Annotated in this window: 17 protein-coding genes; 13 read left to right on the forward strand and 4 right to left on the reverse strand. The window is 38.7% G+C overall.

Annotation, left to right across the window (positions count from 1 at the left end):
- Nucleotides 1-9 precede the first annotated feature (9 nt).
- Nucleotides 10-2,016, forward strand: a complete 2,007-nt coding sequence (gene ligA / locus CZ487_RS02730) for an NAD-dependent DNA ligase LigA (protein WP_077210711.1) — start codon at nt 10-12, stop codon at nt 2,014-2,016.
- Between the two features lie 15 nt (nt 2,017-2,031).
- A complete protein-coding gene (locus CZ487_RS02735) occupies nt 2,032-3,201 on the forward strand; it encodes a CamS family sex pheromone protein (protein WP_077210712.1) in 1,170 nt (389 codons plus the stop codon).
- 98 nt (nt 3,202-3,299) lie between these two features.
- On the opposite strand, the gene putP is transcribed toward CZ487_RS02735, so the two are convergent.
- From putP to CZ487_RS02745, 3 genes are all read right to left on the reverse strand, one after another.
- Nucleotides 3,300-4,775, reverse strand: coding sequence for a sodium/proline symporter PutP (gene putP / locus CZ487_RS02740; RefSeq protein WP_077210713.1), 1,476 nt, complete (start codon nt 4,773-4,775; stop codon nt 3,300-3,302).
- The gene (locus CZ487_RS27625; RefSeq protein WP_272914183.1) at nt 4,765-4,896 is read right to left on the reverse strand and encodes a hypothetical protein; all 132 of its coding nucleotides are present in this window, start codon (nt 4,894-4,896) and stop codon (nt 4,765-4,767) included. The genes putP and CZ487_RS27625 overlap by 11 nt, the downstream gene beginning before the upstream one ends.
- Nucleotides 4,897-5,273: 377 nt before the next feature.
- Nucleotides 5,274-6,233 carry a calcium/sodium antiporter gene (locus tag CZ487_RS02745; protein ID WP_077210714.1) on the reverse strand — a complete coding sequence of 320 codons (960 nt, stop codon included), beginning with the start codon at nt 6,231-6,233 and terminating at the stop codon, nt 5,274-5,276.
- A gap of 249 nt (nt 6,234-6,482) precedes the next feature.
- Between CZ487_RS02745 and aceA the strand changes: the two genes are divergently transcribed.
- The 6 genes from aceA to CZ487_RS02775 all read left to right on the forward strand — a co-directional run bounded on the left by aceA (nt 6,483) and on the right by CZ487_RS02775 (nt 12,681).
- Nucleotides 6,483-7,772, forward strand: coding sequence for an isocitrate lyase (gene aceA / locus CZ487_RS02750; protein WP_077210715.1), 1,290 nt, complete (start codon nt 6,483-6,485; stop codon nt 7,770-7,772).
- A 236-nt stretch (nt 7,773-8,008) separates the two neighbouring features.
- Entirely contained in the window at nt 8,009-8,446 is a 438-nt protein-coding gene (locus CZ487_RS02755) for a YueI family protein (RefSeq protein WP_077210716.1), read from the forward strand.
- 173 nt (nt 8,447-8,619) lie between these two features.
- The gene (gene gatC, locus CZ487_RS02760) at nt 8,620-8,910 is read left to right on the forward strand and encodes an Asp-tRNA(Asn)/Glu-tRNA(Gln) amidotransferase subunit GatC (protein ID WP_077210717.1); all 291 of its coding nucleotides are present in this window, start codon (nt 8,620-8,622) and stop codon (nt 8,908-8,910) included.
- A 12-nt stretch (nt 8,911-8,922) separates the two neighbouring features.
- The gene (gene gatA / locus CZ487_RS02765) at nt 8,923-10,380 is read left to right on the forward strand and encodes an Asp-tRNA(Asn)/Glu-tRNA(Gln) amidotransferase subunit GatA (RefSeq protein WP_077210718.1); all 1,458 of its coding nucleotides are present in this window, start codon (nt 8,923-8,925) and stop codon (nt 10,378-10,380) included.
- 13 nt (nt 10,381-10,393) lie between these two features.
- Nucleotides 10,394-11,821 (forward strand): Asp-tRNA(Asn)/Glu-tRNA(Gln) amidotransferase subunit GatB, encoded by a 1,428-nt coding sequence (gene gatB / locus CZ487_RS02770; RefSeq protein WP_077210719.1) that lies wholly within the window; start codon nt 10,394-10,396, stop codon nt 11,819-11,821.
- A gap of 308 nt (nt 11,822-12,129) precedes the next feature.
- Nucleotides 12,130-12,681, forward strand: a complete 552-nt coding sequence (locus CZ487_RS02775) for a thioredoxin family protein (protein ID WP_077210720.1) — start codon at nt 12,130-12,132, stop codon at nt 12,679-12,681.
- Nucleotides 12,682-12,708: 27 nt separating this feature from the next.
- On the opposite strand, the gene plsY is transcribed toward CZ487_RS02775, so the two are convergent.
- The gene (plsY, locus tag CZ487_RS02780) at nt 12,709-13,323 is read right to left on the reverse strand and encodes a glycerol-3-phosphate 1-O-acyltransferase PlsY (RefSeq protein WP_077210721.1); all 615 of its coding nucleotides are present in this window, start codon (nt 13,321-13,323) and stop codon (nt 12,709-12,711) included.
- A gap of 188 nt (nt 13,324-13,511) precedes the next feature.
- Between plsY and CZ487_RS02785 the strand changes: the two genes are divergently transcribed.
- The 5 genes from CZ487_RS02785 to CZ487_RS02805 all read left to right on the forward strand — a co-directional run bounded on the left by CZ487_RS02785 (nt 13,512) and on the right by CZ487_RS02805 (nt 17,631).
- Nucleotides 13,512-14,069, forward strand: a complete 558-nt coding sequence (locus CZ487_RS02785) for an RNA polymerase sigma factor (protein ID WP_237562788.1) — start codon at nt 13,512-13,514, stop codon at nt 14,067-14,069.
- A complete protein-coding gene (locus CZ487_RS02790; RefSeq protein WP_077210722.1) occupies nt 14,066-14,503 on the forward strand; it encodes an anti-sigma factor in 438 nt (145 codons plus the stop codon). Before CZ487_RS02785 ends, CZ487_RS02790 begins: the two co-directional genes overlap by 4 nt.
- A complete protein-coding gene (locus tag CZ487_RS02795; RefSeq protein WP_077210723.1) occupies nt 14,503-15,573 on the forward strand; it encodes a hypothetical protein in 1,071 nt (356 codons plus the stop codon). Before CZ487_RS02790 ends, CZ487_RS02795 begins: the two co-directional genes overlap by 1 nt.
- Nucleotides 15,570-16,532 carry a hypothetical protein gene (locus CZ487_RS02800; protein ID WP_077210724.1) on the forward strand — a complete coding sequence of 321 codons (963 nt, stop codon included), beginning with the start codon at nt 15,570-15,572 and terminating at the stop codon, nt 16,530-16,532. Before CZ487_RS02795 ends, CZ487_RS02800 begins: the two co-directional genes overlap by 4 nt.
- A 151-nt stretch (nt 16,533-16,683) precedes the next feature.
- Nucleotides 16,684-17,631, forward strand: coding sequence for a diacylglycerol kinase (locus CZ487_RS02805; protein ID WP_077210725.1), 948 nt, complete (start codon nt 16,684-16,686; stop codon nt 17,629-17,631).
- Nucleotides 17,632-17,718 lie beyond the last annotated feature (87 nt).

The raw sequence follows: 17,718 nt of genomic DNA on the forward strand, positions 1-17,718 counted from the left end.
GCTGAGGTAATGGACCTGCAAACAGCTGAAAAAGAAGTGAAAGAACTTCATAATTTACTAAATCAATACAACTATGAATATCATGTATTAGATAATCCCTCGGTTCCAGATGCCGAATATGATAAATTAATGCAAAAATTACTAGAGATTGAAGAACAATTTCCTCAATTGAAGACACCTGATTCGCCTTCTCAGAGAGTTGGCGGATCAGTGTTAGATGCATTTGAGAAAGTTCAGCATGAAATCCCTATGCTTAGTCTAGGGAATGCCTTCAATGAACAGGATTTGAGGGATTTTGACCGCCGTATAAGGCAAGCTGTCGGTGATGATTTTTCCTATGTGTGCGAATTGAAGATAGATGGGTTAGCGGTATCGCTGCGCTACCGGGAGGGGGTTTTTGTACAAGGTGCAACCCGCGGGGATGGAACAACAGGTGAGGATATCACTTCGAACCTTCGTACCATTCGTTCAATTCCTTTGCGCCTAAATGAAAATGTTTCGATCGAGGTTCGCGGCGAAGCTTTTATGCCGAAGCGTTCTTTTGAAGCATTAAATAAGGTCAAAGAGGATAAGGGAGAAGAGCCGTTTGCAAATCCTCGAAATGCAGCTGCAGGATCCTTAAGGCAGCTTGATCCTCGTATTGCAGCATCGAGAAATTTAGATATATTCTTATATGCCATTGCTAATCCAGAGGAAACAGGAGTGGCTTCCCATAGTGAAGGGCTGGATTTCCTAGATCATCTAGGGTTTAAATCGAACAAGGAACGAAAGAAATGTGGAAATATTGAGGAAGTCATTGAATTTGTGGAGAGCTGGGTTGAAAAAAGACCTAGTTTGCCATATGAGATTGATGGAATTGTTATAAAAGTGGATTCTTTTGATCAGCAGAGGTCACTTGGAACAACAGCGAAAAGTCCGCGCTGGGCCATTGCTTTTAAATTTCCCGCTGAAGAAGTCGTTACTAAGCTGGTGGATATTGAACTTAGTATCGGCAGAACGGGTGTTGTCACACCAACGGCGATTTTAGAACCGGTGAAAGTTGCTGGATCAACGGTTGGAAGAGCCTCATTACATAATGAAGATCTCATTCGGGAAAAAGATATCAAAATCGGGGACATTGTTGTCATTAAAAAGGCCGGGGATATTATTCCTGAGGTTGTTAAGGTGTTGGAGGATAGGCGTACAGGTGAGGAGAAAGACTTTGCTATGCCTACTCATTGCCCTGAATGCGATAGTGAATTAGTGCGAATAGAGGGTGAAGTGGCACTGCGGTGTATCAATCCAAAGTGTCCAGCACAAATTCGAGAAGGCCTGATTCATTTCGTCTCAAGAGATGCGATGAATATTGATGGATTAGGAGAAAAGGTGATTAGTCAGCTATTTGCTGAAAAACTAATTGAGGATGTGGCTGATCTCTATAAGCTGACTTATGAACAGTTGATCGGATTAGAACGAATGGGAGAAAAATCTGTTAATAATCTCCTGAAGGCCATTGAAGCTTCTAAAGAAAATTCACTTGAAAAACTCCTTTTCGGACTTGGCATCCGCCATGTTGGAGCTAAAGCAGCGAAAACATTAGCACAGGAATTTGACCATATCGATCATCTCTCGGCAGCCACCTTTGAGCATCTGATAGCAATTAATGAAATCGGGGACAAAATGGCTGATTCAATCGTAACTTATTTTGAACTTGAAGAAGTAAAAGAATTGATTGAAGAACTGAAACTTGCTGGTGTTAATATGGGATATAAAGGTCCTAAGCCAGTATCTGCTGAAGAATCTGATTCTATTTTTGCGGGGAAAACGGTCGTCCTAACTGGAAAGCTGGAACAATTGACTAGAAATGATGCAAAAGAAAAGATTGAGCTGTTAGGCGGTAAAATCTCAGGAAGTGTCAGTAAAAAAACGGATCTTGTCATTGCTGGCGAAGAGGCAGGATCAAAATTAACAAAGGCACAAGAATTGGGTATAGAGGTATGGAACGAGGAGAAACTGCTTGAAGAATTAAATAAGTAAGAGGTGTAAAGTACCATGAGAAAAATCTCAATGGTCGTTTTAACTTTTCTTCTTCTGTTAACAGGTTGTGCACCTAATTTTCAAGAGGATCAGGAGATTGTCCAAGAACAGGATGAATCTACGGAAAAAGCGATTATTCCCAAATATCAAATCTCCGATCAATTTTATCGGACGATCTTGCCATTTAAACCTTCTGAAGCAAGAGGTATGATTGTTGGAAACATAAATACAAGATATGATATTGATGAGTTTGAAACAGGGCTGATGAGAATTGCCCAGCGTAACTTTGATCCTCAAAAGTATTTGTTTCAAGAGGGACAATACTTAGACCGAGAAACAGTAGGGTTATGGTTAAATCGTAAGTATACAGATGAACAGTTAAAGGAAAAGGGACTAAGTGCGGATAAGAACATTGGCTTAAATCCGGCAGATCCTGGCGTGGGTGATATTAAGACGAGGCACCAAGAGAATCCGATCTATTTAGCACATATTCTTGAACATAACTACTTACTAAAAGATGCGGAAGGGACAGCACGTCTTGAAGGGGTCGTCATTGGACTTGCATTGAATTCTGTTTACTATTTTCAAGAAATACAATACGGTCCAACATATGAGAAAAAGATCGATCATGCAACATTGGAAAAAGAAGGAAAGAAAATTGCTGACGAGGTAATTAAGCGTTTAAGGCAAATGGAAGGTTTATCACAAGTTCCGATTACGATTGCTTTGTTTGAGCTTGAAAGTCAGTCTGCGATTGTTCCGGGTAATTATTTCGCTTACGCACACGCAGATAAGGGTTCAGCTAAATTAGGCGGCTGGCAAAATGTCAACGAAGAGTATATTCTATTCCCTTCAACAGAAGCGCGTGAAAAGCATCGAGACAATGAAACGACCTTTTTGAATTTTAAACAGGATGTTGAAGATTATTTTCCGAACTTTAATGGAGTAATCGGTGAGGCTTACTATGTGGAAAATGAGCTTCAAAAACTTCAAATCAATATTCCTATACAGTTTTATGGTAAGGCAGAAGCGATAGGGTTCACGCAATATATAACAGGGCTGGTCATGGAGCACTTTCCAAACTATATTGCCGTTGAAGTCAATGTAACCTCTGTGAATGGACCTGAATCACTTATTGTACGGGATGTTGACCAAAAGGAACCATTTGTTCACATATATGAATGATAAGGCAGAGACGAGTCTCTGCCTTTTTTTCACGTCATCGGTCGGGCTGTTCTAAAAAGAAAAGCATCCCTCTTAGTAAGAAGGATGCTTTGTAGAGATTATAAACCTTGTTTTGTTTTTTCTTTATAGGAATCAAATTGTTCCAATACTTCTTTTGATGGAGCTTTGCCAAGAAGACTGACGATGTAGATAGCAATTGCACCAAATAAGAAGCCGGGGGCAAGTTCATATAAATCGAATATACCGCCTGATAATTGAGCCCATACGATTACCGTTACGGCTCCAACAATAATTCCTGCTAATGCTCCGTTTCTGGTCATACGTTTCCAGAATAAGCTTAGGATAATGACAGGTCCGAAGGCAGCACCAAATCCGGCCCAAGCGTAACTTACAAGCTCTAATACTTTACTTTCAGGATTATATCCTAATAAAATCGCAACGATGGCGATACCAAGAACAGCAATTCTGCCAACAATCATTTCTTCCTTTTTGGAAGCGTTCTTTCTAAAGATTGACTTATAAAAGTCTTGCGCTAAGGCACTTGAAGAAACGAGCAATTGTGAATCGACTGTGCTCATGATTGCTGAGAGAATGGCTGCAAGTAAAAATCCAGCTACCCATGGATTAAATAGGACTTGTGAAAACATAATAAAGACTGTTTCTGAATTTGCCAGCGGTGAATCAGAAAAATAAGCAATTCCGGCAAAACCAACAAAGACTGCACCGAATAATGAAAGTACCATCCACGTCATCCCAATTAAACGAGCTTTTGGGATATCCTTTGTTGATTTAATCCCCATAAAGCGGACAAGGATATGCGGCTGGCCAAAATAACCAAGACCCCATGCTAATAAAGAAATAACGCCAATTGTTGATGCCCCAGAGTATACATTTAAGTAAGAGGTATCAATGCTACCAATTTTCTGCACCGTTTCATTCCATCCGCCAAGCTCTTGAATCGCGACAACTGGGATGATAATCAGTGCTAAGAACATTAAAATCCCTTGGATGAAATCTGTCCAGCTCGCTGCCAAGAATCCACCAAAGAAAGTGTAAGCTACAATGATGAGTGCTCCTATCCATAATGCAGCCGTATAGTCCATTCCAAATGAATTTTCTAAAAGAATCGCTCCACCGACTAAACTAGATGATGTGTAGAATGTGAAAAATAGCAGGATAACGACAGCGGAAACTACACGAAGGATTTTTGACGTGTCGTGAAATCTGTTTTCAAAGTAGTCTGGTACTGTAATAGAGTCACTAGCTACTTCTGTATAGACGCGTAATGGTTTGGCAACAAATTGCCAGTTGAGATAAGCACCGACGGCAAGCCCGATAGGCAGCCAAATTTCGCCCATTCCGCCTACATAGACAGCTCCAGGCAAACCGAGCATGAGCCAACTACTCATATCTGATGCACCGGCACTTAAAGCGGCCACTCCTGCACCAAGGCGTCTTCCTCCTAGAACATAGTCTGATAAGTTACTAGTCATTCTAGCAGCCATAACACCAATGATGATCATTCCTACTAGATAAATGATAATCGCAATTAACGTGGGTAAGTTAATATCCATTTTCCTTTACACCCTCTCCTTTTTCAGTGAAATACGTAATGAGTGATAAAACAATTAATAGTGGCATTGGAATTAAAAGCCATGCCCATGTAGCAGCAGTTAAACTAAAGCCGACATCCACAGTAATCACCTCCTTAAATTGAAATTAGTAAGATGGATATGCAGTTCTATACAATTATATGATTATTCAAAGATTCGTTACAGACAACCGAAAGCGGGACGACATGTTAAATATCATAACACATAATAATTATTAGAATATAAAAACTATTCGGTTTTATTTTGATAAGTGAATAAAAATTCAAATTTTCGTATTAAAATTGCCTAATATGCTCATATAGGTTATATCTATTCATTGAGATTCATAAAATTAATTTTGCTCAAGTGTTCACAAAACTGTCATATTTATCTTAGAAAATATGAATTATCCAGATTTTTAGAAAAAATGGATTAAAAAACCTGCTCAATAGTCAATTCTGAGCAGGAGGGCAGCTTTTTTTAATTTCTGATGATGATAAATACCATATAGGCAATATAGGCAATTACGAGTGATATCCCTTCAAATTTTCCGATCCTGTAGTGAGATCTTGAAAAGAAAAAGAGAACAATTGTAAAAAAGATCATCAAAATGACATCGAAGAATAGCTTAGAATCTACCGGCAAAGGAGAGATCAAGGAAGAAGCTCCAAGAACAAATAAGATGTTAAATATGTTGCTTCCTACGATATTGCCTAACGCAATTTCACTATGCTTCTTAATGGCTGCTGTTACTGAAGTAATGAGTTCAGGCAGCGATGTACCAACAGCAACAATCGTTAAGCCTACCAATGTTTCACTCATCCCTAGAGAAATCGCGATTTTCGTACTGCTGTCAACGACCAATTCTCCGCCAAAAATAATCCCAACAAGACCGCCAACTGTCATAACAATATTTTTGCCCCAAGTTCCTTGGCCTTTATTAGAATTTTCATCTGGGGCCTGTTCCCGGCTATTCCTTGCCACTTCAAAAACATAGTACATAAATATCGCAAAAAACAGTAAGAAGATCAATCCATCACTGCGAGTGATCGCATTATTACCAATGAATTGAAGGGCGACATCACTCATTAGGACAAGTAAAGCAACGCTTGCCAGAAGGGTAAAAGGAATTTCCTTCTTAATGGTTGCACTTTCCACTTTTAAAGGATTAATTAAAGCAGTTAAGCCAATAACTAACGTGATATTAAAGATATTGCTCCCCAAAACATTTCCTAAAGCAACTCCTGCATTCTCCTCCATCGCTGCAACTATACTAACAGCTGCCTCGGGTGAACTAGTTCCAAATGCAACAATCGTTAAACCAATTAGAATGGGCGGGATATGTAAGGAGGCTGCAATCTTAGAGGCACCTTCAACAAAAAAGTCAGCACCTTTAATTAATAAGGCCAAACCTACAATCAATAAAACATAAGATAACATTCAAATATCAACCTCTTTTCTATTCAATAGTATAGAACAAATGAAACGAAATAATAAATAAGTTTTACCCATAAATACACTCTTTTTAGCAAACTTTAAAATTTTTTAAAAAATTTTAAAAAAGAGGTTCCATTATTCAAATTACTGTTATATAATACGAAATGTAGACAACGTTAGTGTTTTATAACAACTGAGTGAACGACATATAAAAAATTTAACTATTTTAACAGTTTGAGAGGAGAATGGAAAATGACACAAGAAAGAATTCAAAAGTTACAAGAGAGCTGGGAAAATGATTCACGCTGGAACGGGATTACTAGACCTTACACAGCAGAAGATGTAATTAAATTAAGAGGATCAATTGATATTGAACATACATTAGCAAAACGCGGTTCGGAAAAATTATGGAACTACATTAATACAGAAGACTTTATTAATGCACTTGGAGCATTAACTGGTAACCAGGCGGTTCAACAAGTAAAAGCTGGTTTAAAAGCGATTTACCTAAGCGGCTGGCAAGTAGCGGCTGATGCAAACCTTTCTGGACATATGTATCCGGATCAAAGCTTATACCCTGCAAACAGCGTTCCAAGTGTTGTAAAACGCATTAACCAAGCATTACAGCGTGCAGACCAAATTCATCACATGGAAGGGGATAACTCCATTGATTGGTTTGCTCCAATCGTAGCGGATGCTGAAGCTGGATTTGGCGGTCAGCTAAACGTTTTCGAATTAATGAAAGGTATGATTGAAGCAGGTGCTGCAGGTGTTCACTTTGAAGATCAGCTTTCTTCAGAGAAGAAATGCGGACATTTAGGAGGGAAAGTACTGCTTCCAACGCAAACAGCTGTTAAAAACTTAATTTCTGCTCGTCTTGCTGCAGACGTAATGGGAACTCCAACTGTATTAATCGCACGTACAGATGCGAACGCTGCTGACTTAATTACAAGTGATGTGGACCCTTATGATGCACCATTTATTACAGGAGAACGTACTCCGGAAGGATTCTTCCGTACAAAATCTGGTTTGGATCAGGCGATTGCACGCGGTTTAGCTTATGCTCCTTACGCTGACCTAATCTGGTGTGAAACTTCAGAACCAAATCTTGACGAGGCACAGCGTTTTGCAGATGCCATTCATGAGCAATTCCCAGGCAAACTGCTTGCTTATAACTGCTCTCCATCATTCAACTGGAAAGCAAAGCTTGATGATGAAACAATCGCTAAGTTCCAAATTGAACTTGGAAAAATGGGCTACAAGTTCCAGTTCGTTACATTAGCTGGATTCCATGCTCTCAACCACAGCATGTTCAACCTTGCTCTTGGCTATAAAGATCGTGGTATGGCTGCATATTCAGAATTACAACAAGCTGAATTTGCAAGTGAAAAGGACGGGTACACTGCTACTCGTCACCAAAGAGAAGTTGGTACAGGATACTTTGACCAGGTTTCAATGGTGGTATCTGGTGGTACATCTTCTACAACAGCACTTAAAGGTTCAACTGAAGAAGAACAATTTACTGCTGCTACAGTAAAATAGTTCTACCATCACATCATTCTAGGATTGTAATATTTCACCGATCATCTCCAAATTATTTATCCTTCTCTTCATTAAGAAGAGAAGGACTTTTTTTGCTTATTTAAGGAAAGTATAAATAGGAAGCTGTTAATATGATTAGATCAAACGTTTGATCTAAAGTGAAAAGATGCATTTTTAACACCGATTCCATCATTAATACATAAATAGTAGTAAACATAACTGAGGAGGCAGAAAATATGGCCGGTCCAAATGTTGAAGATTACTTAAAAGAAGGGATATATGGACAAAAAGAAATAAAGCCTGATGAAAGAAGAAAATTTTTAGGCACATTACGGGAGAGGGTCGTGATTGCTCTTACACAGGGACAGGTTAGAGAAACTGGAACTTATAGTCAGGTGGAAGAGCAGATGAAGAAATACCCGAATGCTCAAGTGTTTTTGAATGGAAACATGAACTATCAATATTTATCGAAATATACAAAAATATGCAGTAAATATGATATTGAGTATACAATGGTTACCAATAAGGAATATAATTCAGAATTAGGGCTTGTTTTAGCAGTAGATGAAGCGATTGATAAGGAAGATATTTATGTGGAGAAAAAAATAATTCAACCTCAGAAAGAAGAGAAAAAAGGGATTTTTTCGAAGTTTACTGGTCTTTTTAAAAAATAGCGGTATCGATGGATATCGCTTTTTTATGTGTATTAGAACCCTGAAATAAAATTGTTTATTTTATTGTGTATTTTTCACAGCGAAAGAACCTCATCTATGTTGCTTTATTCCAGTAAAATTTGATATTATCAAATTATTGTGTAATTGTTCGAACAAAAGTGGAGGTGACGTATATGTCAAGGATTTCAACAGATCAAGTAAAGCATGTTGCCAACTTAGCACGGCTTTCTATAACAGAGGATGAAGCACAAAATTTCACAAAGCATCTTGATGCCATTATTACATTTGCTGAACAGCTAAATGAATTAGATACAGATAATGTGGAACCAACATCACACGTACTAGATATGAAAAATGTTATGCGAGAAGATGTACCGAAGGAAGGACTGCCTCGTGAAGATGTTCTGAAGAATGCACCAGATCATGTCGACGGGCAAATTAGAGTTCCATCAATCATCGAATAAGGAGGGGAAAAGATGAGTTTATTCGATCATAAATTAAGTGATTTACATGAATTATTACATAAAAAAGAGGTTAAGGTTTCTGACCTCGTTGAAGAATCCTATAAACGGATTGGACAGGTTGATTCCCAAGTTCAAGCCTTTCTGACTCTAGATGAAGAAAAAGCACGCAGCACAGCTAAGAAATTGGATGAAAAGCTTGGTACCGACGAATCAAAAGGTCTTCTATTTGGAATGCCGATCGGGATTAAGGATAATATTGTGACAAGGGATTTACGTACGACTTGTGCGAGTAAAATTCTTGAAAACTTTGATCCTATTTATGATGCTACAGTTGTTCAAAAGCTTCAGCAAGCTGAAACCATCACAATTGGAAAGTTAAATATGGATGAGTTTGCGATGGGTTCTTCAACAGAAAACTCAGGTTTCAAGAAAACGAAAAACCCATGGAATCTTGATACAGTTCCTGGAGGTTCATCAGGGGGATCTGCAGCAGCCGTTGCAGCGGGAGAGGTGCCATTTTCGCTTGGTTCTGATACAGGCGGATCAATCCGTCAACCAGCTTCCTTCTGTGGAGTCGTTGGACTAAAGCCAACCTATGGCCGAGTATCACGTTTTGGCTTAGTAGCATTCGCTTCTTCATTAGACCAAATTGGTCCTGTAACACGTACTGTAGAAGATAATGCTTATTTACTTCAGGCTATTTCAGGACTTGATCCAATGGATTCAACATCTGCGAATGTTGAAGTGCCTAATTTTGTACAAGCCTTAACAGGTGATGTAAAAGGGCTGAAAATTGCCGTACCAAAAGAATATCTTGGAGAAGGCGTTAATGAGGAAGTTAAACAATCTGTGCTTGCCTCACTTAAGGTGCTTGAAAGTCTAGGAGCAACTTGGGAAGAAGTATCACTTCCGCACTCTAAATATGCTTTAGCTACCTATTATTTACTTTCTTCATCAGAGGCGTCTGCCAACCTGGCGCGCTTTGACGGTGTTCGTTATGGTTACCGTACTCCTAATGCTGACAACTTGATGGATCTTTATAAAAATACAAGAGCAGAAGGCTTTGGGGATGAAGTAAAAAGAAGAATCATGCTTGGTACGTTCGCGCTAAGCTCAGGATACTATGATGCTTACTATAAGAAAGCTCAGAAGGTCAGAACGTTAATTAAAAAAGACTTTGAAGATGTGTTTGAAAAGTATGATGTCATTGTTGGGCCTACTACACCTACACCTGCTTTTAAAATTGGCGAGAAGACGTCTGATCCATTAACGATGTACATGAACGATATCCTGACGATTCCTGTTAACCTTGCAGGTGTACCAGGAATTTCTGTTCCGTGTGGTTTATCAAATGGACTGCCGCTTGGGTTACAAATAATCGGGAAACATTTCGATGAAAGTACAGTATATCGTGTGGCTCATGCATTTGAACAAGCGACTGATTTTCATAAACAAAAACCACAATTGTAAGGGGTGAGAAACAATGGAATTTGAAACAGTGATCGGACTTGAAGTCCACGTTGAATTAAAGACAGAATCGAAAATATTCTCTTCAAGCCCAAACCATTTTGGGGCTGAACCGAATTCAAATACAAGTGTAATTGACTTAGGCTATCCGGGAGTATTGCCTGTTTTAAATAAAAAGGTAGTAGACTATGCCATGAAAGCATCCATGGCCTTAAACTGCCAAGTAGCAACAGAAACGAAGTTTGACCGTAAAAACTATTTCTATCCGGATAATCCTAAGGCATATCAGATTTCGCAATTTGATAAACCGATCGGGGAGCACGGCTGGATTGAAATTGAAGTGGACGGTTATAAAAAGAAAATTGGGATTACCCGCATCCATATGGAAGAGGATGCAGGCAAGTTGAACCATGGCAAAGGTTATTCTCTATGTGATTACAACCGCCAAGGAACACCTTTAATTGAAATTGTATCTGAACCAGATATTCGTACTCCTAATGAAGCATATGCTTATCTTGAAAAGTTGAAATCCATCATTCAATATACAGGAGTTTCTGATTGTAAGATGGAAGAAGGTTCCCTTCGTTGTGACGCCAACATCTCCATCAGACCTGTGGGACAAGAAGAATTCGGAACGAAAACAGAGTTAAAGAACTTGAACTCTTTCAATTTTGTCCGTAAAGGTCTTGAGTATGAAGAAAAGCGTCAAAGATCTGTTGTGATGACAGGCGGCGTGATTGAACAAGAAACACGCCGGTTTGATGAAACAACAGGAACAACGATCCTAATGCGTGTAAAAGAAGGGTCAGATGATTACCGCTATTTCCCAGAACCGGATTTATTGGATCTTTATATTGATGAGGAATGGAAGGATAGAGTTCGAGCAGAGATTCCTGAGCTGCCAGATGTACGTAAGCAGCGTTATGTCGAAGAACTTGGTTTGCCTGCTTATGATGCGGCTGTCTTAACGATCACGAAAGAAATGTCCGATTTCTTTGAAGCAACCGTTGCGGCAGGTGCGGAAGCTAAGCAAGCTTCGAACTGGTTAATGGGCGAGGTTTCAGGATACTTGAATGCTGAGCAAAAAGAGCTTGAGGAAGTTGCACTGACACCAGAAGGATTAGCAGGGATGATTAAGTTAATCGAAAATGGTACGATTTCATCTAAAATCGCTAAAACGGTCTTTAAGGAACTGATCGAAAATGGTGGAGATGCAGAACAGATTGTTAAAGATAAAGGTCTTGTTCAAATCTCGGATGAAGGTGCTTTGCTTGAGATTGTGACAGAAGTACTTGATAACAATCCACAATCGATTGAGGACTTTAAGAATGGTAAAAATAAGGCCATTGGCTTCCTTGTAGGACAGCTAATGAAAGCAACAAAAGGCCAAGCAAATCCTCAAATTGTTAACAAACTTCTACAGCAGGAGATTCAGAAGCGATAAAATCAATACTTAACAAAAAAGCTGATAGGTAGATACAGTACCTGTCGGCTTTTTGTATAAAGTGAAACTTCCATCAGTGGCGGGCTTTATCCCCACTGATGGTTAGTTGAACTAATCGGGCTTTTACGGGCAGTTGATCCCCCGCCTATCTTCGTATGTGAACACAGAATCTTGAGGTGGGGGTCTTACTGCCCGTTAACCTGCGATAAAGTGAAATATCGACATAATCATGGATTATTTCCTAGGAAAAGATAGATTGTAACAATACAATGATCATCATTTGTCGAAAATCAAGGGAGGAATATTAAATGGACTTACTTGACTGGTTTGGTAAAGGCTTAACGTTGGAGCAATACAGAAATGGAATGAAGGTAAATGGCGATAAAATGGATTCTATATATGATCGGTTTCAACTCAATGAGGGTGAAAAGAAAGAACTCTCACCATTAAGCCTTTCCGATATGAAGGTTATTGTCTTAACAGAGGATTGGTGCGGGGATGCGATGTTAAATATCCCTATTCTTTTAAAAATAGCAGAAGAAATGAATATGGAGGTTCGGTTCCTGCTGAGAGATTCTAACTTGGAATTAATGGATCAATACTTAACAAATGGTACATCGCGATCTATCCCTATTTTTGTGTTTATTGATAGCGAAGGTCAGGAAAGAGCGGTTTGGGGTCCAAGAGCGGAAGAAGTGCAAAGGTTAGTGGATTCCCTAACAGAACAATTACCTCCTAAAGATTCAGAGAGTTTTGGAGAAAAACAAAAGGAAATGTTTAAGACTTTAACTAAAGCATACCAGGAAGATGTGAAGCTTTGGAGAGCTGTAAGTACCAGCATCATTAAAAAGTTAATATAACAACAAAAAATAACGAGATGTTTCTCGTTATTTTTTGTTGGGTGGGATGCGGTCGTTTTTTAACTTCTTATCGTTAACTTTAGGCTCCTGATTAGATATAAAGTTTGAAATGTTGGACCGGTGAAGGAAGATTAATAGGAACAAGAATAAAGTAAAGATGATTTCATGTTTATAGCCCGGTTCAAAAAAGGAAAATAATAATAGAGCCACTCCCACTGATATTGATCCAAAAAAAACATACTTAGAAATGAAGATAACAGCAAAAAATGTAATGTAAGAAACCAATAGCATCCAAGGATTAGCAATTAGCAGGGCTCCTGCTGTTGTCGCAATCGCCTTGCCTCCTCGGAATTTTGTGAAAACAGAGAAACAATGGCCAATTACTGCCGTGAGTCCTAAATATAGTGGATCAAGCTGAATGTTTAACAGGAATGGTAGAGATGCTGCAAATGCCCCTTTTCCAACATCTACAAGCAATACCGCAATTCCAGCCCTTTTTCCAAGCACTCTTAATGTATTGGTAGCCCCTGGGTTGTTGCTTCCATGATCACGTATATCCACATGAAAGAAGAGTTTTCCAATGATTAAAGCGGTCGGAATAGATCCAATTAAATAGGCTGCTAGAAATGATAACAAAACCATAACATCATCCTTTGGTGTAAAGTACACTATCCTAGAATTAGAATAATCAGACAATTATTAGACGTTGCTACCAAAGAAAAAGTTTCTTTAAAATCTGAACAAAAGCTTTTTATTTATAGTTTTAAAAAAAAAATAAAAAAAGTGTAGTGTTTTATTAAGAAGTGTTCGTCTATTAGTGTGGAAGTTGTTTGAAAGGGGGGAGAGAGATTAGCGATCAGATTCTTATAAAGAAAATTTTAAACGGCAATGATCATGCATTTCGGCTATTAGTTGAGAGATATCGAAATGATTTATTCAAGACAATCTATGCTGTGCTGCGAGATCAAAAGGATGCAGAAGATGCTGCGCAAGAAGCTTTTATTAAAATTTATTATTCTCTCCCTCAATATGAAAACCAAGGACTCAAAACATGGATGACAAGGATTGCAGTAAATCATGCCATTGATGTGAAACGTAAGCGGGATCGCCGGAGAGAGGAAGTAATGGAAGCGGCTGATTTGCCGGTTTCCAAAAGCAAGAATCTCGAAAAGGATGTGCTAAGTAAGGAACAGCGCAGACTGGTTCATGAAAGACTTCATGAGCTTCCAGATAACTATCGTGAAGCGATCTATGATTTTTATATAGCTGAAAAAAGCTATCAGGAAATGGCTGAGGAAAAGCAAGTTGGGGTGAAGACAATCGAGACTCGCCTATATCGAGCTCGTAATTGGATGAAAAAACGTTGGAAGGAGGACGATTTTTTGTGAATCATTACTCTTATGAACAGTGGCTGCAATACGTAAAAAATGAAGTAGATGAGAATGTTCGTGATAAGTACGATAGTCATTTATACAGCTGCGACCAATGTTTGGAGGTCTATCTGGATGCGGTAGCTCAACTTGAAAATGAACTTCCGATGCTCGGGGATCAAGATGAGTTTACTAACTTGATTATGGAAAAGGTTGTACAGCCGCAGAGAGTACCTTTTTATCACAGTACACTTTTCCATTATGCAGTGGCTGCTGCCATGACGATTTTGTTTATAAGTACGGGTGTGTTTCAGTCGATTACGAGTTATACAGATCTTGTCCACACACCAACGTTACAGGAAGAAGCTCCGACACTTACAGATGGGATCATCAACAAAACGTTTGCCTGGATGGATTCATTGGAGCTTAATAATAAGGAGGATAATAAGTAATGAAAAATCCTATTTTAGCATTTTTATTAGCGTTCTTCCCTGGAGGAGGTTTGCTGTATTTGAATAAAACTCTTCGCGGTTTTGCTTATATGCTGGGAGAGTTTGGTTTAATTGCGTTATTTTTTTTACTAGTACAATCATATCAAACAAGAGGAATTGCTTTTGCGATAGTCATTTTTGGAGTGATTCTTTACATCGTAAACCTAATCGATACGGCAATTACAGCGTCGCGAACTCTTCAAAAAGGAGAAGTGATTGTTTCTGAAAAGAATCAAACACAAGAGCAGGAACGTTTTTATACGATTGTCTTGTCCTTTATTCCAGGTGTAGGGCATTTTCAGCTGGGTCTAATGAATCGAGGAATTACACTGTTAACATCATTTCTTGGCCTCGCGATCATGGTATTGTTTGTCTCAATATTAACTTCGAGAGAAGAATTTTTAATTTTCCTAGCGATTTTGCCAGTTCTTTGGTTGTATGGGTTTTTTGATGTTGTGCAGCAATTAAATAAGAGGCAGCGTGGAGAAGAGTTAGTGGATCGTTCCATTTTAGAAGATATTGAAATGAAAAGAGAAGATGGGAAAAAGAGTAAGTCAATTGCAACTTTCTTATCGATATTCCCTGGTGCAGGACATTTATATCTTGGTTACCAACGCCGTGGAATCCAATTAATGGCAGCGTTTCTATTCTCTATTTATATTCTTGATATTCTACGGTTAGGAATCTTTCTCTTTTTAATCCCGATCATTTGGTTTTACAGCTTTTTTGATGGACTTCAAAAAGCTTCAAAATATGGTCAGGAGCCAATTGAAGACATCCCGATTATTTCTTATTTAATTAACCATCAGAAATGGGTAGGGATTGGGTTAATTTTAGTAGGTTTGTATTATATGACAACAAACATCATTATTCCTGCCGTTTCACCGATGCTGGCAGAAGTCATTAACATTGACTTAAGATACTGGTTTGACCGCTATTTCCAAACAGCAATTGTTTCAATCCTGTTGATCTTTGGGGGAATCAAACTTCTATTAGGAAATAGGAGTAAGAGAGGAGAAAGTACAGAATGACAAGTGATAAAGAAATGAATACGAGATCTTGGCGTGTGGGAACATTCTCCATGGGCGGAGCTCTTCTCCTTTTAGGAATCTTTCTACTATTGTCGCAGTTTATCGGGTTAGATTTTGCACATATGTTGATTTCATGGTGGCCAATTATATTTGTTGTGCTAGGTTTAGAGATTCTCCTCTATCTATTTTTTGCAAAACGAGAGAATCCCGTTTTAAAATATGATTTCTTAAGTATTTTCTTCGTCGGCATTATCGGAATGATGGGAATCGGATTTTCATTTTTAAGCTCTAGCGGTTTACTGGACATCATTGATAAAGGCTTGTCTAGAGAGGAAAGGACATTTGACTTGCCTAATCTCACGCAGCCTGTAACCGAAGGAATAAAACGAGTTGTCGTCCATACAGAACATTACCCGATGATCGTGGAAGGAACATCTGAAAAAGAGGTTTCAATGTTTGGAACGTACACAGCCACAATAGGCAAAGGTGAAAAGTTGGTACAAGAGGCAGAGGACTATATTGGTTATGAGAAAAAAGGGGACACTTTATATTTGAACATGAAGAAATTACCTAGCCAGTCGATAGGGATATTGGATAGCTATGCATCAATGGAAGCAACGCTCATTGTCCCAACGAATGTGAAACTCGAGATAATTAGTAATGGCAATCCTATTATCATGAAGCCGAGAGCACTAGGAAATGATTGGTATGTAGAAAGAGCATCTGATGTTTCTTTGTACATAGATAATGATGCAGATGTTCATGTTTCTGCAATTGGTGTTCACGAATTACTTGGACAGACTGGTACATGGGATTATAGTGATCAAACAACAGAAGAGGCAAATCAGGAAGATGCAATAGTGGTTAATCCTAAAACCGGTAGTTTTAAAATGGGAAAAGGCACACATAATATTACAATCGTGGATGCCTATGAGGTCAGCCTGAACACTGTGAATTGAGGACATCCTCTTAATAACAAGTAACAAAATCGTTACGATAAAATTGCAAGTCAATAACCTTTAGGATATGATTGAGTTGGAATAAACTCCTAATAGAAACTTTTTATGGACATTAAGATGCGCTAGTATTTTTTGAAATAGGATGATGGGTATGAAAAGAGCGAGAATAATCTATAATCCAACCTCTGGAAGAGAAATATTTAAAAAGCATTTACCTGAAGTATTACAAAAGCTTGAAGTTGCAGGTTATGAAACTTCTTGTCATGCGACAACTGGGGCGGGAGATGCAACAGCCGCAGCAAAAATTGCGGTTGAGAGAAAGTATGATCTGGTAGTCGCTGCCGGGGGCGATGGTACCATTAACGAGGTAGTAAATGGTTTAGCAGAGCAGGAATATAGACCAAAACTTGGCATTATTCCGTCTGGTACCACCAATGACTTCGCTAGGGCATTGCAAATTCCGAGAGATATTGAAGCGGCTGCTGATATTATCGCTAAGGGAGAAACCATTCCCGTTGATATTGGACGTATGAATGATAAATATTTTATCAACATTGGCGGCGGCGGAAGAATTACTGAGTTAACCTATGAAGTTCCCAGCAAACTCAAAACCGTTCTTGGGCAGCTTGCTTATTATTTAAAAGGAATTGAAATGCTGCCATCCTTTCGTGCAACAGAATTGAGTATTGAATATGATGGAAAGCTTTTTGAAGGGGAAGCACTGTTGTTCTTAGTCGGTTTAACCAACTCTGTTGGCGGCTTTGAAAAACTTGCTCCGAATTCATCCATCAATGATGGGATGTTCTCATTATTAATTTTGAAAAAGACGAACTTGGCAGATTTCGTGCGGATTGCGACATTAGCTTTAAGAGGCGAACATATTCACGATCCACATGTGATTTATACACAGGCTAACCGGATTAAAGTACATTCAGAAGAGAAAGTACAATTAAACTTAGATGGTGAATTCGGCGGTATGCTGCCGGCTGAATTCGTTAACCTGTATCGTCATATCGAGGTATTTGTTCCCCTTGATAAAATCCGGGAAGAAGACCGGCCGAAAATAATACTAGAAGAGAAATCAAAAGAACTGGAATAGCTCAGTTCTTTTTTTGTGTCGCGTTATTTCGATTTTAAAAGGGATTGTGATACAATTTCTCTAGTCAAAAAGAATACGGATATCGAT

The organism is Robertmurraya dakarensis (assembly GCF_900156875.1).
Lineage (GTDB): Bacteria > Bacillota > Bacilli > Bacillales > Cytobacillaceae > Robertmurraya > Robertmurraya dakarensis.